This is a genomic window from Rossellomorea vietnamensis (assembly GCF_008180615.1).
Classification (GTDB): Bacteria; Bacillota; Bacilli; order Bacillales; family Bacillaceae_B; genus Rossellomorea; species Rossellomorea vietnamensis_D.
Genome location: NZ_VTEH01000002.1, coordinates 58262 through 75062 on the forward strand (window position 1 = coordinate 58262; position 16801 = coordinate 75062).

Here is a 16801-nt window from a genome sequence, read left to right on the forward strand (position 1 = left end):
TCAATTCAATATTATACCAATAAATATCAGGATTTCTTGTTCGGTTTCAGTAATTCTTTCAGTTCATCCTCATTCAAATCGCTGAACCAATTGGGAGAACGGTAGGCTTCCACCGTTTCAAAGCTCATATATTCCCCTGCTTTGACGCTTAAAATGTCACTTACTAATTCAAACATCCTGATTTCCTCTTTCGGTTTCTTCCATTTCTTCTTTAACAGGTATGTCCACAAGCTTTCAACAGTTGCTTTGCCATAGCCAAGTACTTCAAATTCCTCAACCTTGCTGATCAGTGCAGGCTCTACATCATCATAAAAGTGACTGTACGGATGTTTCAAAACGTTCATATATTTCCCCCGCTCCATTTCTAATTGCCAACAACTTGTCATGCTTTGTCCATCCTGTTGCATATAGATAATTGTATACGATATTACGATTTTTGAGAAGGCAGGGAATGAAATGTCCAAATTTTTGAAAGGCACGATGATTTTAATGGGTGCTGCCTTGATAACCAGGATTCTCGGATTCATCAATAGGATTGTAGTGGCGAGGTTCATAGGTGAAGAAGGTGTCGGTCTCTTCATGATGGCATTTCCGACCTTGATTCTCGTTATTACCATTACACAAATGGGACTGCCTGTTGCCATATCAAAGAGTGTCGCAGAAGCTGAAGTACAGGGAGACCTCAAGAAGGTCAAAAAAATCCTTGCCGTTTCGCTGGCCATCACTGTTTCCCTGTCCATGATCTTTACTCCTGCTTTGATCTTGCTCGCCCCATACTTATCAGAAACACTTTTTACAGATTCGAGGACCTATTACCCACTAGTCGCGATAGCTCCGATTATCCCGATCGTCGCGATTTCATCGGTCATCCGGGGCTACTTCCAGGGAAGGCAGAACATGAAGCCTGCCGCTATCTCCCAAGTCATCGAGCAGATTGTCCGAATTTCACTGATTGCTGTCATGACGAAGACATTTCTTCCTTATGGGATCGAATATGCAGCAGCTGCAGCAATGGTTGCTTCCGTCCTGGGTGAACTGGCTTCTCTTCTCTATATGTTTACAGCCTTTAAATTAAAGAAAAAGTTCAAAGTCCGCAGGAATTTTTTCGGAGCGGTCAAGTCCGGCCGTTCCACTTTAAATGAATTGATGAGTGTTGCCTTGCCGACTACAGGGAGCCGGATGATCGGGTCCATCTCCTGGTTTTTCGAGCCGATTGTAGTGGCTCACAGCCTTGCTTTAGCGGGGGTAGCCACCTCTCTCGCAACCAAGCAGTATGGATCATTGACGGGCTTCGCTCTACCATTACTATTTCTGCCGTCCTTCATCACTGTTTCACTTTCAACGTCGCTGGTGCCCGCCGTCAGTGAGGCAAATAAGCAAAACAACTTTGTCCTGATTGAGCACCGGCTGACGCAAGCATTAAGATTCTGCCTGATCACCGGCGGCGTCGCTGTCGTTTTATTATTCATATTCGCCGAGCCGCTGATGACCGTCATGTACGGCAGCAGCAGCGGTGCAGGGTTCATTATGATCATGGCGCCATTTTTTCTTTTCTATTACTATCAAGGACCTCTTCAAGCCGTGCTTCAAGCATTGGATTTGGCAAGGGCAGCGATGATTAACAGCTTGATAGGCGCAATCGTGAAAACAGCCATCATCTTTGTTCTCGCCTCCCAGCCTGCTTTCGGAATCAACGGAGCCGCATTGGGCATTGTAACAGGAATGATGCTTGTGACACTCTTGCATTTTGCAACCATCTTAAAAACCATCCCGATGACCGTCTATGTAAGAGATTATGCCAAGTTTGCAGTTGTAATGGCCTTTACCGGTTTAGGCGGCCATTATCTTAATACCAGTATCCTGCAAGGCATGCCAATTGGACTCCGCCTGCTGACAGGAGTCATCTTGACAACGATTTTGTATGTCTTTCTTTCCATTCTCTTAAAACTCATCCGGAGAGACGACATTAAAAGAATCCCCTTTATTGGGAAGCTGGTCATAAATTAAGGCTGTTTTCGTAAAGATTGTGGCTGCTTTATACGAAATGGATTTCCGCTCCAGGCGGACCACTCCGCTTCGATCCTCCTACGTAAAGGGGCGGTGAAAGTAAAATCGAATTCTAAATCAGCAGTTAATTAGAAAAAGCCTATTAAATAGACAAATCTGTTTTCGAGAAAAAGATTAACAATTGCACATCAAAAGGAATGTCAAATCGCATTGATTTTGGCACTCCTTTTTTGTTGATTCAAGGGTATTCTAATAGCAAATGACAGAACTTTTTGTTCTACAAAATTTGTGGCACAAATTCCTATACACATTCAACCCCAATATTAATACAAAGGAGAGTAGTAATTTTAAAAAATCTAGTAATGATATGATTGGAACGGAAGGTGCGTGACCTCCTGCGGGACTAGCGTGACAGGTGAGACCCCACAGGCGAAGCCGAGGAGGCTCACCGCACGCCCCGCGGAGTCACGCACCTGGAGTGGAAATCAACAGAATTGTTTTCGGCTACTAATTAGAAGTTTGTACTTCAAAACAGAACCCGTTAATTAAATAGACTGGTTTCGCATTAATTTTGCTTTAGGCAGTATTACCCTCCAGACACTAAGAGTTCTTTCTAAGCTGGGAAAAGTACATTTCTTTTGGCTTAGCAGAATATAAAGCCGTTATCTAACGAAGTTAATATAAACTAGCAACAAAGTTTACGAAAAGAGCCTAAATTTAATCAACAAAGCCATCACCTGCTTGTTCAGGTAATGGCTTTGTTGACTGATTTTATTTATCCCGAAGGTCTACATAAAATTGGCCATTTTGAAAACTGCAAAAAGAAATCTCCTCCAGGTTGTGGTATTCCTTCTCCCTCAGCCTCTTTCGCAGCCAAAATTCATTTTTGCCGATCATCTCCAGGTGATTTTGCTGAATGACACCGTCCAGGATCAATGGCAGCGTTAATGACCCCTGCCCCTTTTTATCTTCTTTTTTAATAACAGAAAGCGTCCCCGAAGGCTCCAATATGGCAAATTCCACATCCGCTACATTGCTGACATCCTTCTCTCTCAGCTGCAGAAGCAGATCGTCAAAATTGTATCTCTGCTGCCTCATCGCCTTCTCATCAATTTTTCCATGACTGATCAGGACGGTCGGCTTCCCATCGACCAGTTCCCTGAACTTTTTGCTTTTTATCGATAAGAAAGCAGTGGTAATCTGAATGAGCATCAGGACCCCCATCGGAAGCAGCGTATTCACTAATTCACTCTTCGGCTCTTCAATAGCCAAAACAGCCATTTCCGCTATCATGATGAAAACAACGAGATCGAGGAGACTCAATTCACCGATTTCCCTTTTGCCCATCACCCGAAAAATGAATAAAATGACTGCATATAAAAAGATCGTCCTTACAATGATGATCAAGTACTCCTCCACGTCCCTCTCCTCCTTCAGGTCCGTACGTTTCGCACACTTTAGTATGCTCCTGGCGAATGGAAAGATTAGAGGTAAGTTTTTCTATGGATGGTTAATGGTGCCTGAGGTGGATGAGGACAGCATTGATTTATGCTTTTGGGAATTCGATGATGGCTGTCAGGCTTTCTGGCTGCATCGATTTTTGTTTGGCGGGACTCGGAGACGGCTGCGGTGCTTTCTGGCTGCATCGATTTTTATCTGGCAGGATTCAGTGATGTCATAATTCGCTATAAGTGCATTTTTCTCATTTTTATTGAATTAATTTAGTTCAACCATTTTTGTACTGCATCATCTTCCACTTTCCGAGTATTTCATGCTGTTTAAACCGCCTTTTTACTGCATCATTTTTCACTTTCGGAGTATTTAATGCTGTTTAAATCACCGTTTTACTGCATTATCTTTTACTTTCCGAATATTTTATGCTGTTTAAATCACCGTTTTACTGCATCATCTTTCACTTTCGGAAATTCCATGCATTTAAACCGCCTTTTTACTGCATCATTTTTCTCTTTCGGGAATTTCATGTTGTATAAACTCTGTTAATCCACTCGTCACGGCACCCGCTTCTCTACCTGCTGATAGTATGCAGGCTGCCCTTCAAAGGAACACCCATCACGGATATCCTTAATGCCCCACAAACGGAATTATATACTTAAAATAAACATAAACCGTACAGACCGCCAATGAAATCAGGGTAATTGGGATCCCTATCAATAAGTAATGATAAAATTTAATTTTTACGCTTTCTTTTGAAGCAAGACCGACGATCACCAGATTTGAAGAGGATCCAAGCAGAGTCCCGTTGCCTCCGAGACAGGCTCCTAATGCGAGTGACCACCATAGAGGGTCCATATCGACCATACCGAATTCCTGAAACTCTTCGATCACAGGGATCATTGCGGCCACAAATGGAATGTTGTCGACGACTGCGGAGAGTAAACCAGTGCCCCATAAGATGACAAATGCGGTTGTCTTCATATCTCCTTCCGTCAATTTCATGATTTCCCGAGCAAGCTCGTCAATGAATCCCGCCTCTTCTATCCCGCCCACTAGCAAAAAGAGACCTATGAAGAAAAAGAGTGTTCCCCACTCCACTTCTCTTAAGATTTCTTCAGGGTCATAAATTTTCTCCAGCAACAGCATGATCAGCACGGCTCCTGCCAAAGCGACAGAAGTGACATCGAGGTGAAGCACCGGATGTAAAGAAAAGCCAGCCAGCACCAGGCCGAGCACACTGATAGCTGCTATGAGTCCATTATTTCTTTTTAAATAGGTTTTGGCATCAATGCCTCTCAATAAGAGCTTTTTATCTTCTCTTACAATCAAAATATCTTTATAGATCAGACAGATGATGGTGATGGTTATCAGCAGGATCAGTGCCGAAACAGGTAAAAGATTTTGCAGGAAAGCATTGAATGTAAAATGTTTTACCGCCTGGCCGATCATCATGTTCGGGGGGTCTCCGATCAGTGTTGCAGTCCCGCCGATATTACAGGCCAGAATCATCATCACTAAGTAAGGCAGCGGCGGCAGGTCCAGAACTTTTGTTAACGTAAACAATATCGGCACCAAAAGCATGGCGATTGTCACATTGGCTAAAAAGGCAGATCCCACAGCTGATAGGAGCGAGAACACAACGAGGAGGGCCAGTCCATTGCCATTGACCGCCTGGGCCAGCCTGATTGCCAGAAATTCAAAGAAACCAGTCTTACTTGTCACTGTGACAATCAGCATCATGGAAAACAGCAGGGCGATCGTCTTCCAGTCAATATAGGTGAATAATGCTTTTTCGATGGAAAAAGCCCCGATCAAAAGCATCGCTACTCCTCCGGCTAAGCTCGCGAGTATCCTGTTCCATTTTTCGGTGATCAATAAAATATAAACAGCAATGAATACCGCCAATATAATAAAGGGTGACATACATCCCTCTCCTTTAGGTTCTATGTATATTAAAACTGCAAAAAACAAATCGAACAGACTGCTTGTATCATTGTATGAAGCTTGGCCGCCAAAAATTATAGTCTATTTTTTTCTTTCACGAATATGCTTGTACTAGGAAAAGCTTGCAATTTTCATGTTTGAAAGGAAAGGAGAGGGAGACTATAGAAGCCAAGAAAATGGGAAGCGCGATTTTATTTGGAACTGGGACCATCTTGGTTATTGCCGCTGCTGCAAGTTTAATTTTTGCTTTGATGCTTCGTTTTACAAGCTTGGAAGAAAGTTCAATCAGCTTAGCGGTCACAATCATTTCATTTCTTGCTTTATTCGTCGGTGGATTCATGTCAGGCGGGAAGGGCAAAGAAAAAGGATTGGTGCTTGGAGGTCTTACTGGACTGTTATTTTCTGTAGGAGTTTTTTTATTTCAGTATCTGGGGTATGACTCCTTGTTTTCAGTTAAACAGTTTGTTTATCATGGCTGTTTTATCGTCACCTGTATGATGGGCGGTATATTAGGAGTGAATGTCAGCGGGGGCAAGTCTTGATGGGCGCTGCATCTAATGGATGCAGTGCTTCAGCTTGTTTTTTAAAAAGGAACGACTGAGGCTGCTGATCTTTTTTGATATAGCTTGCTGCTTTCGTCCTTCCCCTGGGTGCGCCATCTTGTTTATTAGGAATTCTCATTATTTAAATTTAAGAAAATAGCCATAGAAAAAGAGCTGCATTTTTCATTGCAGCTCTTTACATTATGCTTTGATGACTTCACGTACAGCGTTCCTGTCGTATGTAAGACGGCTTCCATCTCCACATTTCACGACGATGGCACCTTCTTCGATTGCATCGATGATTCCGTGCAAACCGCCGATCGTGATGATCTTGTCCCCTTTTTGCAGGTCATTCTGCATTTGCTGTACCGCTTTCTGGCGCTTTTGCTGCGGACGGATCAACAAGAAGTAGAACAGTACGAACATAAGCAGTAAAGGTATTAAAGTAGCAAACGTATCCATTTTTCAACCTCCTTTCGAGTGAGGATGTTTTATTCTTATGAAAGACATCCCAAAATCAGAAGTTTTTTGCATCAGGACGATTATATCCATACGCTTCAAAAAATTCTTCTCTAAAGTCCCCCAGACGATCTTCACGGATCGCTTGTCTGACTTGCTCCATTAATTTTAACAGAAAATGAAGGTTATGATAAGTCGTAAGCCTAATCCCAAAAGATTCGTCGGATTTAATTAAGTGGCGGATGTAAGCCCTGCTGTAATTGCGGCATGTGTAACAGTCACAATTTTCATCAATCGGATTAAAATCACGGGCAAATTTAGCATTCTTCACGACCAGGCGGCCCTTGCTCGTCATCAATGTGCCGTTTCTGGCAATGCGCGTTGGAAGCACACAGTCGAACATGTCAATTCCTCTGATTGCTCCGTCAATCAAGGCATCCGGTGAACCTACTCCCATTAAATATCTCGGTTTGTTATCAGGAAGCAGCGGAGTCGTAAATTCAAGGACTTTGTTCATAACATCCTTGGGCTCCCCAACAGAGAGGCCGCCGACTGCATAACCCGGGAAGTCCAGTGAAACAAGGTCCTTGGCGCTTTGACGGCGAAGGTCCTCATATTCCCCTCCCTGTACAATCCCGAACAATCCTTGATCCTGTGGACGCTGATGCGCTTCAAGACAACGCTCTGCCCATCTTGAAGTCCTCTCGACCGAGCGCTTCATGTATTCATGCTCTGCAGGGTAAGGAGGACATTCATCAAATGCCATCATGATATCTGAACCAAGCGCATTCTGGATTTCCATCGCTTTTTCCGGGCTGAGGAACAATTTGTCACCGTTTAGGTGGTTCCTGAAGTGGACTCCTTCTTCTTCAATTTTGCGGAACTCGCTTAAACTGAAGACTTGGAATCCGCCTGAATCTGTCAGGATAGCGCGGTCCCAGTTCATGAACTTATGAAGGCCGCCCGCTTCCTTGATGATTTCATGGCCGGGTCTCAGCCAAAGGTGATAGGTGTTGCTGAGAATGATCCCGGCTTCCATGGCTTTTAAATCTTCCGGGGACATTGTCTTAACCGTAGCCAGCGTTCCAACAGGCATGAATACCGGTGTATCAAAAGAGCCGTGCGGAGTATGCACTCTCCCTAAACGGGCTCCAGTTTGTTTACATGTTTTAAAATGTTCATAACGAATTGCAGTCAAATCGTCTAACTCCTTCCAATATTACAGAATCAGCATGCTGTCGCCAAAGCTGAAAAATCTGTACTTTTCCTCTACAGCCGTATTATAAGCGTTCAAAATGATTTCCCTGCTTGTAAAGGCGCTGACAAGCATGATCAACGTGGATTTCGGTAAATGAAAATTGGTGATTAACCCGTCAATAGCCTTAAATTCATAACCAGGGTAAATGAAAATATCTGTCCAGCCGCTTTCTTCCACAAACTTTCCATGCTTAGAAGCAATGGTCTCCAAAGTTCTGGTAGAGGTTGTACCGACTGTGATAATCCGGCCGCCGCTTTCTTTGACGTCATTAAGAAGGCGTGCGGTCCCTTCGGTAACTTGGTAAAACTCCGAATGCATGTCATGTTCATCAATACTGTCAACTGATACAGGACGGAAAGTCCCCAGACCGACATGCAGAGTGATAAAGGCAACATGAACGCCTTTTTTCCGGATGCTGTCAAGCAGCTCTTCAGTAAAATGAAGCCCGGCTGTCGGTGCAGCCGCAGACCCTCTTTCACGGGCAAAAACCGTTTGATAGCGGTCCTGGTCGTCAAGTTTCTCGCTTATATATGGAGGAAGAGGCATTTCCCCGAGTTCATCAAGGACTTCATAGAAAATCCCTTCATAATGGAACTCCAGAATCCGTCCTCCTTGTTCCTTCTCTTCCGTACACACGGCACTCAATTTTCCTTCTCCAAATGAGATCCTGGTCCCGACTTTCACTCTTTTAGCCGGCTTGATAAGGGTTTCCCAAGAATCACTTTCCTCTTGTTTCAGAAGAAGCACCTCTATTTTGGCGCCGGTTTCTTCTTTGACCCCGAACAATCGGGCAGGAAGGACACGAGTGTCGTTCAAAACCAGACAGTCCCCTTCTTTCAGGAAGTCTGTTACATCTTTAAATGTTTTATGCTGCAGATCTCCACTCTTGCGGTCGATGGCCATCAGTCTGCTCTCTGAACGTTTCTCAAGAGGAGTCTGGGCAATCAGTTCTTCCGGCAGATGGAAATCAAAATCTTCAACCTTCAAAATTCTCACCTTACTTTTTATAATATTCATTCATAGAAGCTCTATTCGTTGGGCTGTTGCCGCAAAGATTGTTGTAATTCAAAAAATGATTTCCGCTCAAGATGAACGACTCCGTTCCGTACTCACATGAAGGAACCTTTCTTTTTCGAGTAGCAATAGGAATTTCTCTGATTAAGCTTAGCAAAGAATGATGTCCCACAACAAAGCCGTAACTATCGGATAAAATATAAATGCTTAACTTTTTCAGCAGAGATGCGTAATATGCTATCTTCCACCTTTAATGTATCCTATCTAAACCGGCCGATAATGTAAAAAATTAATGATAATACAATACTGGCGATTATGGATGTCACCACTGGAAAATAAAATGTTGAATTTTCCTTCTTAATGATGATATCGCCCGGCAGCCTTCCCAGTTTCGTAAATGCCATTAAGAAACCAAGAATAAGCAGCACTGCACCAGCTATCATCAAGAACTTAGGAAGCCCTGTCATGCGTTGGGAACCTCCAATCCAAAATGGTCGTAAACAAGAGAGGTGACCGTTCTTCCTCTTGGTGTCCGCTGGAGAAACCCGATTTGAAGCAGATACGGTTCATAGACATCTTCAATGGTATGAGACTCTTCTCCGATACTTGCCGCTATTGTATCGAGCCCAACCGGTCCGCCTTTGAATCTTTCAATGATGCCCTTCAGTAATTTATGGTCAATATGATCAAGTCCAAGTTTATCTACCTGCAGCAGTTCAAGGGCATGATTTGCCATGTCGGCAGTGATTTCTCCATTGCCCCGTACCTGGGCGAAATCCCTGACCCTTCGCAAAAGGCGGTTGGCAATCCTGGGAGTCCCCCTTGACCTTTTTGCGAGCTCCACCGAGGCCAGGCCGTCAATTACTGTATCGAGGATTTCAGACGTCCGAATGACAATTTCACGAAGCTGTTCCTCATTATAATACTCCAGCCTGCACAATACCCCAAAACGATCTCGGAGCGGAGCGGAAAGGGCACCGGCTCTTGTCGTTGCCCCCACCAATGTAAAAGGAGGCAGGTCAAGCCGGACAGAACGGGCACTAGGACCGTTACCAATCACAATATCTAGGCAGAAATCCTCCATTGCAGGATACAGGACTTCTTCTATTGACCGCGGAAGCCTGTGAATTTCGTCTATGAAGAGGACATCCCCGGGTTCCAAAGAAGTCAGGATTGCCGCCAGATCCCCAGGACGTTCGATTGCAGGCCCTGAAGTGGTCCGTAAATTGACGCCCATTTCGTTTGCGATGACAGCCGCAAGGGTCGTTTTCCCAAGACCCGGAGGCCCATAAAGGAGTACGTGATCCAGGGTTTCCTGCCTCATCCTGGCTGCTTCAATGAAAATACCGAGGTTATTCTTTACTTTATCTTGTCCAATATATTGATTTAATGTCTGCGGCCTTAAGGAAAGTTCAAAGGAATGATCGCTTGTTTCTGCTTCTGAAGATACAACTCTCTCTTCCAACAGCTCCGCCTCCTTTCTTGATCACTATTTCAATAATAATTTCAAGGCATCCTTGATGAGCTCATCAGTCGTTTTCCCCTGAGAAGTCAGCTTCGGTGTGACCTTTTTGATTTCTCTTTCTGAATAGCCGAGTGCCTTTAATGCAAGAGCGGCTTCCTCGATCAGTTCATCATTATTTGAGACAGCCTCATGCTTCCCTTCATTAAACAGGTTAGGAAAGTAATCAGGCACAACATCCTGCAGTTTCCCTTTCAAATCAAGGATCATCTGCCTAGCTGTTTTCTTTCCAACGCCTGGAAATTTTGTCAAGAATCCCTCGTCTTCTCCTTCGATTGCCGATATGACCTGTTCAGGAGCACCACTGGCAAGGATGGCAAGAGCACCCTTCGGACCGATCCCGGATACGTTCAGCAGCTTAATGAAAAGCAGCTTTTCCTCCATTGTCAGAAAACCGTACAGCGCCAAAATATCTTCTCTCACGTGCTGATATGTATAGATCGTTTTCTCTTGATTCTCATATTTCGAAAACAGGAATGGATTGCTTGTGAAAATCTGATAACCGATACCGGCATTTTCAAGCACCACATATTCCGGCCCCACTCTTTTTACAGTTCCATTTATATATTCATACATGTGATATCTTCTCTCCCTTAATCACTTCATTGTACCATAAGAATGACGGTTTTCGGGCTTTCTGATAATTCCTATATCACCACCCGAAACATCTGTTCTTATTCTACCAAAAAAACAGGAGAAAGACATAACTTGCCCTAAAATAACTTCATTCACAAAAGCGGAAGCGCCTTGTCCAGCCCCGACAGGCAAATATTCCACAGAGAAGAAAAGGCGCTCTTCCCTTTTATTCTCTGTGGGTTATTTGACCAAGAGGGTCTAGGCGCCGGAGCTGGACGTGGATAATATAGTTAAAAGTTGTTCTCAAAGATTAATTCTAAAACTTCCTATGCAACAAAAAATAACCGGCTCAGTTATTCAGCCGGTTTTACTCAAAAGAAGCATCTTCTTTCAATGAATAAGGTTGAAAGCTTTGAATGACTTGTTCATAACTTTGCTTTGATTTCACTGGTATTCCTTTCACCAGTTCATCACGCTTTCCGCTTTCAAGCTTTTGTATATCAAGTTGAAAAAAGGATTGGATGATTTCAGACTGGCCGGGCCTTCCATTAAAGATAGAAAGCACTCCGTCATCTGAAATGCCAAAGTAGCCGTTTGATTTCAACAAGGGAGATATATCATCAACATCCTGGCGGAAAACGACTTGCTCTTCGGTCATATCAACGAGTTCCCAGGCGGCGTAGCCTGCCCAGAAATCTTCCATGGACCAAATGGTCTCAGACTTGATTTCTTCACTGACCTCGCCATCAAGATAGACACGCTCCAAGATCACATCTACCTTATGCGGATCGGGTGCTGTATCAACCTGTTCAGCCGCCTGCGGATTCTCTGCGGCTTCTTTCTCGATCTTTCCGTCATCATGAAAGAAAGTGAAATAAAACGCGCCGATCAGCAGCATTACCATAAACACGACTCGAATTTTAACCGTCATCGTGATCACCTCAAACTTGTTAGTTTATTGTCCGTGAATCAAACGGAAAATGATACATTTCTTTAATCACTGATTATAGTCTGACCATTTTTTAACAAAACTATCCCTCTTAAAGGTATATTTTTCTATAATTTCTCTGCATAAAGCAATGCTCTTCTTCATTTGTTAGAATTCCCAAAACTGTCGCAGGATTCACCGGGAATAGCTCGATAAGATGAAAGAATCCTTTGAATAGAAAAGCCCATGTGTCCAGGTATAACCACAAATAACTATCAACCCGCTAAGAAATTTCTTCATGAAATTTACATTCCAGCTGCAACACAAAAAAGCGGGGAAATCCCCGCCTTATCCTTCGCCTCTTATCGACCTTAATATATCGTGTATGTCCATTTGAATAGCTTCCCGGGGACCGCCATCCCGCAAATCGTTGTCGATGTTACGAATACGGCTGAATGTTCCTTCGTCAGACGCCACAGTGACTGTCCTGCCTTTTAAATATGGCTGTACGGCCCGCTCGATTTTTTTCTCTGTCTCATCAAACCTGTTGTCGTCTTCGAGGTCAACCGCTATCAAGACATTGGTTCCGTAGGTGACCGAGCGGACATCATTGACATTCTCAATGGAAGCAGTGACGTCTCCTATTTTTTCGGCAAGATCGCCTTCATAAGCCGTGTAGTAGGAACGCCGCGCTTCCCTTGTATTATCATCCAGATGGCCGTGATAATTGGCATCTCCATGGCTCGCTCTTTCATCCCGCAGGAAAAAGTTACGATCATCTTCTGCAAGAGGTTTGGAAGGGTTTTGCGGATTCCCATCCGTATCTCTCACATGAAGGTATCTCCTCTTTCCTTCTCTGATTGCCTGCCCTTCCTGCCCGATTGAGTGATCATACCATTCTGTTATCGGGCCGTCCCGGTCTTCGTTTTTGTCATTCCCATGTCCTTCATTGGAATAAAAACCCATAGGTTCGTAAGAATCTGCACCCTGTCCGCCTGCAGCATCATCGGCTCCGTTACAAGCTCCGAGAAGGATCGCAGATAAAGGAATCAGCAAAAGCTTTTTATGCATTGAAGCCACCCTCTTCCGCAAACTTTGAGCATAATCGCTCCTTGTTAGCTTGCGGAAACCTTTTAAGGATGATTCTGTTTTGCAGGGACAAAAAGCTGGACACGTCTCCTGAATTTGGATGGGTCCCTCCTCAAAATTTTGCTGATAAACTAGAACTAACGTTGTATGAAAAAGGGAGATTTCGGCTTGGCAAAACTATTATCTTATACACTTTAAATCGTACTTATACTGTGAGGATGACTATAATAGCTTTTTTAAAGATAGATGGTGGCGGATCTGCCTTCTTGGGAGTTTTTATAAAAGATTGTTGATTTTGAATGATTTTTCCCTCCTTCCCTTTTACGTAGGATGATTGGAGCGGAAGGCGTGCGACCTCCTGCGGGACTAGCGGGACAGGTGAGACCCCGCAGGCGAAGCCGAGGAGGCTCATCCAGCTCCAGCGGCCAGCGACTAGCAGATTTCGGTCTCTCTCCTTGCGATAAGTCATCATCGAATCGCTGTCGCTCTTCGTGATTCCTTTATCTCATGCGAGAGCCCTAAAATCTGTACGTCGCTGAACGGCCGCTTCCACTTTTGCTTCACCGCCCGCCCCGCGGAGTCGTGCGCCTGGAGCGGAAATCCCTTCGATTAGAAAAGCCACAATCTTTGCGAAAAGAACCTTTTATTTAGTCTGATTCCCACTAGCTGCCTTCACAATTTCTTTTGTATTTCCCTGCAGCACCTCATTCTTGATTGAAACTGATACAGCGTCAGGTCAATCAAGTAATACCAGACGCTTTTCTGGTAGCTGTAGTTTTCACGAAAGAACCGATTCCATTCTCTGTAGATGTCTGATGAATAAAGAATACTGTGTAAAAAGGTACTGCTTTCTTTATAGTTGGAAAGCTGCACATGTTTCCATAACAAATCCGGCGACCAGTTTATATGCGGAAAAATTCTGTTGGCAAATTGAATATAATCCACTTCGGGGGGACCTGAGGATATTAAATCCAGATCAATGATGAATAGCTTATGATTGGTATCGCGCAGAAAATTATGATGCGCTAAATCTCCATGAAGAATGCAAGGTTCTTCACTGAAACCGGATTTGACCATGCCTGCCAGAGCTTGCTCCCCCAGCAATATATAAGTATCAATGACTTCGAGCGGAACCAAAGAACTCAGCTGTTGTCTGTTTCCAACGAATTCATCCAGCCTTGCCCTCCATTTTTCCAGCAGCCTCTGGCCCTTCAATGATTTAAAGTCCTTCCTCATCAAAGCAGTGCGTGAGTTGTAATGAAATTTCTCAAGGACAGCAAGTGCTTCCTGTCTTTGGGAATATGTGTGGTATGTGAAATTGCCGCCTGTAACGATCCATTTCGTTAGACCAGCCGTTTTTCCATCTATTACAATACTGTCAGTCTGATGAAGAGGATGAAAAGAAGGAATTTTTGTAAAACCTTCTTTGCTGAGCTCTTCCATCACTTCTTTTTGCAGCTGAAATCTTCGGGAAGAAGAATAAAGCTTTAAAAACCAATTCCCCTCATCTGTTTGGACTTTCCATTTTCCTTCTTTAATCCTTTTTAGAGTGATGGTTTGGCTTCCAAGTTTGTTTTTTAATAAAAAAAGGAGACGATTTTGAAAACCGTCTCCACTTGTCATATCAATCTTCGAAGTCATCTTCAAAACGCGGCATCCCGAATGCTCCCTGACCGTACATTCCCGGATTACCGGCTCCCTGCTGCATCATTCCCGGGCCATATGGAGACATCATACCCTGCCCGTGAGGCATACCTTGCATTCCTTGCATTCCTTGCATCATCCCAGGTCCATATTGACCGGTAAGCTGTGGACCACCGCAGCCGCAGCCTCCCTGCTGCATTGGCATTCCATGCATTGGCATACCTTGCATTGGCATTCCATGCATTCCAGGTGATTCTTCCATCATGGCACCCTGTACTTGCGGCATCTGCCCATAAGGGTTTCCGTAACCTCCGCCAGGATTGCCGTATCCAGAAGGCGAAGCCATTCCTGGATTTCCAAAGCCGCCTGGACCTCCGAATCCCTGATTGCCAAAGCCAGGTCCCGGCATTACAGGAGATACAGGATAACAATCATCCGGCCCCATCATTCCTGGTCCCATCATTCCTGGATATGGACCCATTCCCTGCGGCATTCCGCCCATTGGCATCTGCCCGGCCGGGAATCCACCGTCATCTTGTACTCCGGCCACAGCTGAAGGAGAACCCATCGGCCCCATCATTCCTCCACCCATCGGAGCTCCCATCTGCTGGGGCATATAAGGCATGAAGGAAGACGATTCTTCATCATAACCCATTGGCATTTGCTGCATTCCCGGCAGTCCTTGAGGCATCATTGAAGCACCTTGCACTTGCCCCATCGGCCCCATTGGGTAGCAGCCGCCCTGCATTGGATATCCTCCATGCATCGGCTGTCCGCCGTGCATCGGTCCTAATCCGCTTCCAGGCATAATAGGTGATGCAGGTACACACCATTCCTCCATCGGCTGTGAATAAGGCATTGGCTGTCCGTATGGCATCTGCTGTCCGTATGGCATCTGCATCTGCGGACTTTCCGGACTTTCTTCATCCTGCACTCCTCCAACAGCACCCGGCATATCCTTAGGTTTTGGCAGAGTCGGTGCTTTGGATGCTTGAGGCAAAGTTTGTGGAGCTTTAGGAACTTGCGGCGCTTTTGGCGCTTGAGGTGCTTTTTGAGCCTGCGGTGCTTTAGGCATCTTTTGTGGAGCTTTTGGCGCCTGCTGCATCGGCTGAGTCTGCATTTGCATATTCGCCATATTCATCATGTAATAATTATTGATGTCGATTTCCGGAATGACCGGCTGCGGCATTTTTGGCGTATATGGTTTTTTCGGCATTTCCTTGATCGGCATTTCTTTCTTAGGCGCTGGCTTGATTGCTTCTTTCGGAGATTCCACCGGCATGGCATTCGGCTTTTGCTGGGCAAAAGGGTGCTGTGCTTTCGGCATCTCTTTCATTGGCATTTCTTTCTTCATTGCCATTTCTTTTTTTACCATCCCGCCCGATGTTGGAACTTTTATCTTCATACCAGGCATAATCATGTCGGGGTTAGACAGCTGGGCATTCATCTTTTTTAACTCTTCGAAATTCACGCCGTATTTTTTGCTGATATTCCAAAGAGTATCTCCTTTTTGTACAATATGGATTTTCACTATTTATTCCCTCCTCAGGCATAAGTCTATATATCCTATGTCGCTAAATAGGCAAAGTGCTAACAATCTACATAAATACTTATGAATTTTTGAAAATAAATATACCTCTGCAGAGCTTTCCTGCAGCTATGTTTCCATGACGCAGCTGGGTGTATTGAGGGCGAATATCTTTTTTAACAAGAAAAGATAGGCGGGTTGAATTGCTCTTTCTATTTGAGTAAACAGAAGACTCACGCAAGGACATGAGTCGGCGGTTTTCGGCAAAGATATGTACCCAGACGGCGCGGGGGAGGACATGGGTTGACGGTTTCAGGCAGAGATGTGTACCCAGAACGCGCGGGTGAGGACATGAGTCGATGGTTTTCGGCAAAGATGTGTACCCAGAACATGCGGGTGAGGACATGAGTTGGCGGGTTCCGGTAACGATATGTATCCAGAAGACTCACGTGAGGACATGAGTTGCAGGTTTCAGGCAGAGATATGTACCCAGAAGACGCTCGTGAGGACATGAGTCGGTGGTTTTCGGCAGAGATGTGTACCCAGAAGGACCGCATGAGGACATGAGTTGCAGGTTTCAGACAGAGATATGTACTCAGAAGGACCGTATGAGGACATGAGTTGCAGGTTTCAGACAGAGATATGTATCTAGAAGACTCACGTAAGGACATGAGTCGGTGGTTTCCGGCAAAGACGTATACCTAGAAGGACCGCATGAGGACATGAGTTGGACTTTTCGGAAAAAGATATGTACCAAGAGGAGAGCCTACTTCCACCCTCTCGCAAAGTATTCTTTAGTGAGTATAATTTTAAGCCGAACATCAGCGATTATACT

General features: G+C 44.6%; 16 protein-coding genes. 3 read left to right on the forward strand and 13 right to left on the reverse strand.

Going from position 1 to position 16801, the window contains the following annotated elements; translation table 11 throughout:
• Positions 1 to 26 precede the first annotated feature (26 nt).
• The gene (locus tag FZC79_RS03670) at positions 27 to 386 is read right to left on the reverse strand and encodes a post-transcriptional regulator (protein WP_252183238.1); all 360 of its coding nucleotides are present in this window, start codon (positions 384 to 386) and stop codon (positions 27 to 29) included.
• A 70-nt stretch (positions 387 to 456) separates the two neighbouring features.
• Between FZC79_RS03670 and spoVB the strand changes: the two genes are divergently transcribed.
• On the forward strand, positions 457 to 2007 hold the full coding sequence (spoVB, locus tag FZC79_RS03675) for a stage V sporulation protein B (RefSeq protein WP_148945514.1): 1551 nt from the start codon (positions 457 to 459) through the stop codon (positions 2005 to 2007).
• A gap of 771 nt (positions 2008 to 2778) precedes the next feature.
• On the opposite strand, the gene FZC79_RS03680 is transcribed toward spoVB, so the two are convergent.
• Positions 2779 to 3426: a DUF421 domain-containing protein gene (locus FZC79_RS03680; protein WP_148945515.1), complete on the reverse strand. Its 648-nt coding sequence runs from the start codon at positions 3424 to 3426 to the stop codon at positions 2779 to 2781.
• A gap of 122 nt (positions 3427 to 3548) precedes the next feature.
• On the opposite strand from FZC79_RS03680, the gene FZC79_RS23765 reads away from it, so the two are divergent.
• Positions 3549 to 3680: a hypothetical protein gene (locus tag FZC79_RS23765; RefSeq protein ID WP_286365353.1), complete on the forward strand. Its 132-nt coding sequence runs from the start codon at positions 3549 to 3551 to the stop codon at positions 3678 to 3680.
• A gap of 409 nt (positions 3681 to 4089) precedes the next feature.
• Here FZC79_RS23765 and FZC79_RS03685 read toward each other — a convergent pair whose 3' ends face one another.
• Positions 4090 to 5385, reverse strand: a complete 1296-nt coding sequence (locus FZC79_RS03685; protein ID WP_148945516.1) for an ArsB/NhaD family transporter — start codon at positions 5383 to 5385, stop codon at positions 4090 to 4092.
• A gap of 197 nt (positions 5386 to 5582) precedes the next feature.
• On the opposite strand from FZC79_RS03685, the gene FZC79_RS03690 reads away from it, so the two are divergent.
• A complete protein-coding gene (locus tag FZC79_RS03690) occupies positions 5583 to 5948 on the forward strand; it encodes a TIGR04086 family membrane protein (RefSeq protein WP_148945791.1) in 366 nt (121 codons plus the stop codon).
• A gap of 201 nt (positions 5949 to 6149) precedes the next feature.
• On the opposite strand, the gene yajC is transcribed toward FZC79_RS03690, so the two are convergent.
• From yajC to safA, 10 genes are all read right to left on the reverse strand, one after another.
• Entirely contained in the window at positions 6150 to 6410 is a 261-nt protein-coding gene (gene yajC, locus FZC79_RS03695; RefSeq protein WP_113927422.1) for a preprotein translocase subunit YajC, read from the reverse strand.
• A 55-nt stretch (positions 6411 to 6465) separates the two neighbouring features.
• A complete protein-coding gene (tgt, locus tag FZC79_RS03700) occupies positions 6466 to 7605 on the reverse strand; it encodes a tRNA guanosine(34) transglycosylase Tgt (protein ID WP_148945517.1) in 1140 nt (379 codons plus the stop codon).
• A gap of 21 nt (positions 7606 to 7626) precedes the next feature.
• Positions 7627 to 8652: a tRNA preQ1(34) S-adenosylmethionine ribosyltransferase-isomerase QueA gene (gene queA / locus FZC79_RS03705; protein WP_148945792.1), complete on the reverse strand. Its 1026-nt coding sequence runs from the start codon at positions 8650 to 8652 to the stop codon at positions 7627 to 7629.
• Positions 8653 to 8939: 287 nt separating this feature from the next.
• Positions 8940 to 9146 carry a DUF2905 domain-containing protein gene (locus tag FZC79_RS03710; RefSeq protein ID WP_148945518.1) on the reverse strand — a complete coding sequence of 69 codons (207 nt, stop codon included), beginning with the start codon at positions 9144 to 9146 and terminating at the stop codon, positions 8940 to 8942.
• On the reverse strand, positions 9143 to 10144 hold the full coding sequence (gene ruvB / locus FZC79_RS03715; protein ID WP_148945519.1) for a Holliday junction branch migration DNA helicase RuvB: 1002 nt from the start codon (positions 10142 to 10144) through the stop codon (positions 9143 to 9145). The genes FZC79_RS03710 and ruvB overlap by 4 nt, the downstream gene beginning before the upstream one ends.
• A gap of 24 nt (positions 10145 to 10168) precedes the next feature.
• Positions 10169 to 10777 (reverse strand): Holliday junction branch migration protein RuvA, encoded by a 609-nt coding sequence (gene ruvA, locus FZC79_RS03720; RefSeq protein ID WP_148937797.1) that lies wholly within the window; start codon positions 10775 to 10777, stop codon positions 10169 to 10171.
• A 367-nt stretch (positions 10778 to 11144) separates the two neighbouring features.
• Positions 11145 to 11708 (reverse strand): intercompartmental signaling factor BofC, encoded by a 564-nt coding sequence (locus tag FZC79_RS03730; RefSeq protein ID WP_187442631.1) that lies wholly within the window; start codon positions 11706 to 11708, stop codon positions 11145 to 11147.
• A 345-nt stretch (positions 11709 to 12053) separates the two neighbouring features.
• Entirely contained in the window at positions 12054 to 12776 is a 723-nt protein-coding gene (locus FZC79_RS03735; RefSeq protein WP_148945521.1) for a YhcN/YlaJ family sporulation lipoprotein, read from the reverse strand.
• A 690-nt stretch (positions 12777 to 13466) separates the two neighbouring features.
• Positions 13467 to 14435 carry an aminoglycoside phosphotransferase family protein gene (locus tag FZC79_RS03745; protein ID WP_252183250.1) on the reverse strand — a complete coding sequence of 323 codons (969 nt, stop codon included), beginning with the start codon at positions 14433 to 14435 and terminating at the stop codon, positions 13467 to 13469.
• The gene (gene safA, locus FZC79_RS23770; protein ID WP_286365354.1) at positions 14419 to 15969 is read right to left on the reverse strand and encodes a SafA/ExsA family spore coat assembly protein; all 1551 of its coding nucleotides are present in this window, start codon (positions 15967 to 15969) and stop codon (positions 14419 to 14421) included. Before safA ends, FZC79_RS03745 begins: the two co-directional genes overlap by 17 nt.
• Positions 15970 to 16801: the final 832 nt, after the last annotated feature.

Coding starts and splice junctions, on each gene's coding strand:
- FZC79_RS03670 (WP_252183238.1), bottom strand. CDS start 386: ATGACAAGTTGTTGGCAATTAGAAATGGAGCGGGGGAAATATATGAAC.
- spoVB (WP_148945514.1), top strand. CDS start 457: ATGTCCAAATTTTTGAAAGGCACGATGATTTTAATGGGTGCTGCCTTG.
- FZC79_RS03685 (WP_148945516.1), bottom strand. CDS start 5,385: ATGTCACCCTTTATTATATTGGCGGTATTCATTGCTGTTTATATTTTA.
- FZC79_RS03690 (WP_148945791.1), top strand. CDS start 5,583: ATGGGAAGCGCGATTTTATTTGGAACTGGGACCATCTTGGTTATTGCC.
- yajC (WP_113927422.1), bottom strand. CDS start 6,410: ATGGATACGTTTGCTACTTTAATACCTTTACTGCTTATGTTCGTACTG.
- FZC79_RS03710 (WP_148945518.1), bottom strand. CDS start 9,146: ATGACAGGGCTTCCTAAGTTCTTGATGATAGCTGGTGCAGTGCTGCTT.
- ruvA (WP_148937797.1), bottom strand. CDS start 10,777: ATGTATGAATATATAAATGGAACTGTAAAAAGAGTGGGGCCGGAATAT.
- FZC79_RS03730 (WP_187442631.1), bottom strand. CDS start 11,708: ATGACGGTTAAAATTCGAGTCGTGTTTATGGTAATGCTGCTGATCGGC.
- FZC79_RS03735 (WP_148945521.1), bottom strand. CDS start 12,776: ATGCATAAAAAGCTTTTGCTGATTCCTTTATCTGCGATCCTTCTCGGA.
- FZC79_RS03745 (WP_252183250.1), bottom strand. CDS start 14,435: ATGACTTCGAAGATTGATATGACAAGTGGAGACGGTTTTCAAAATCGT.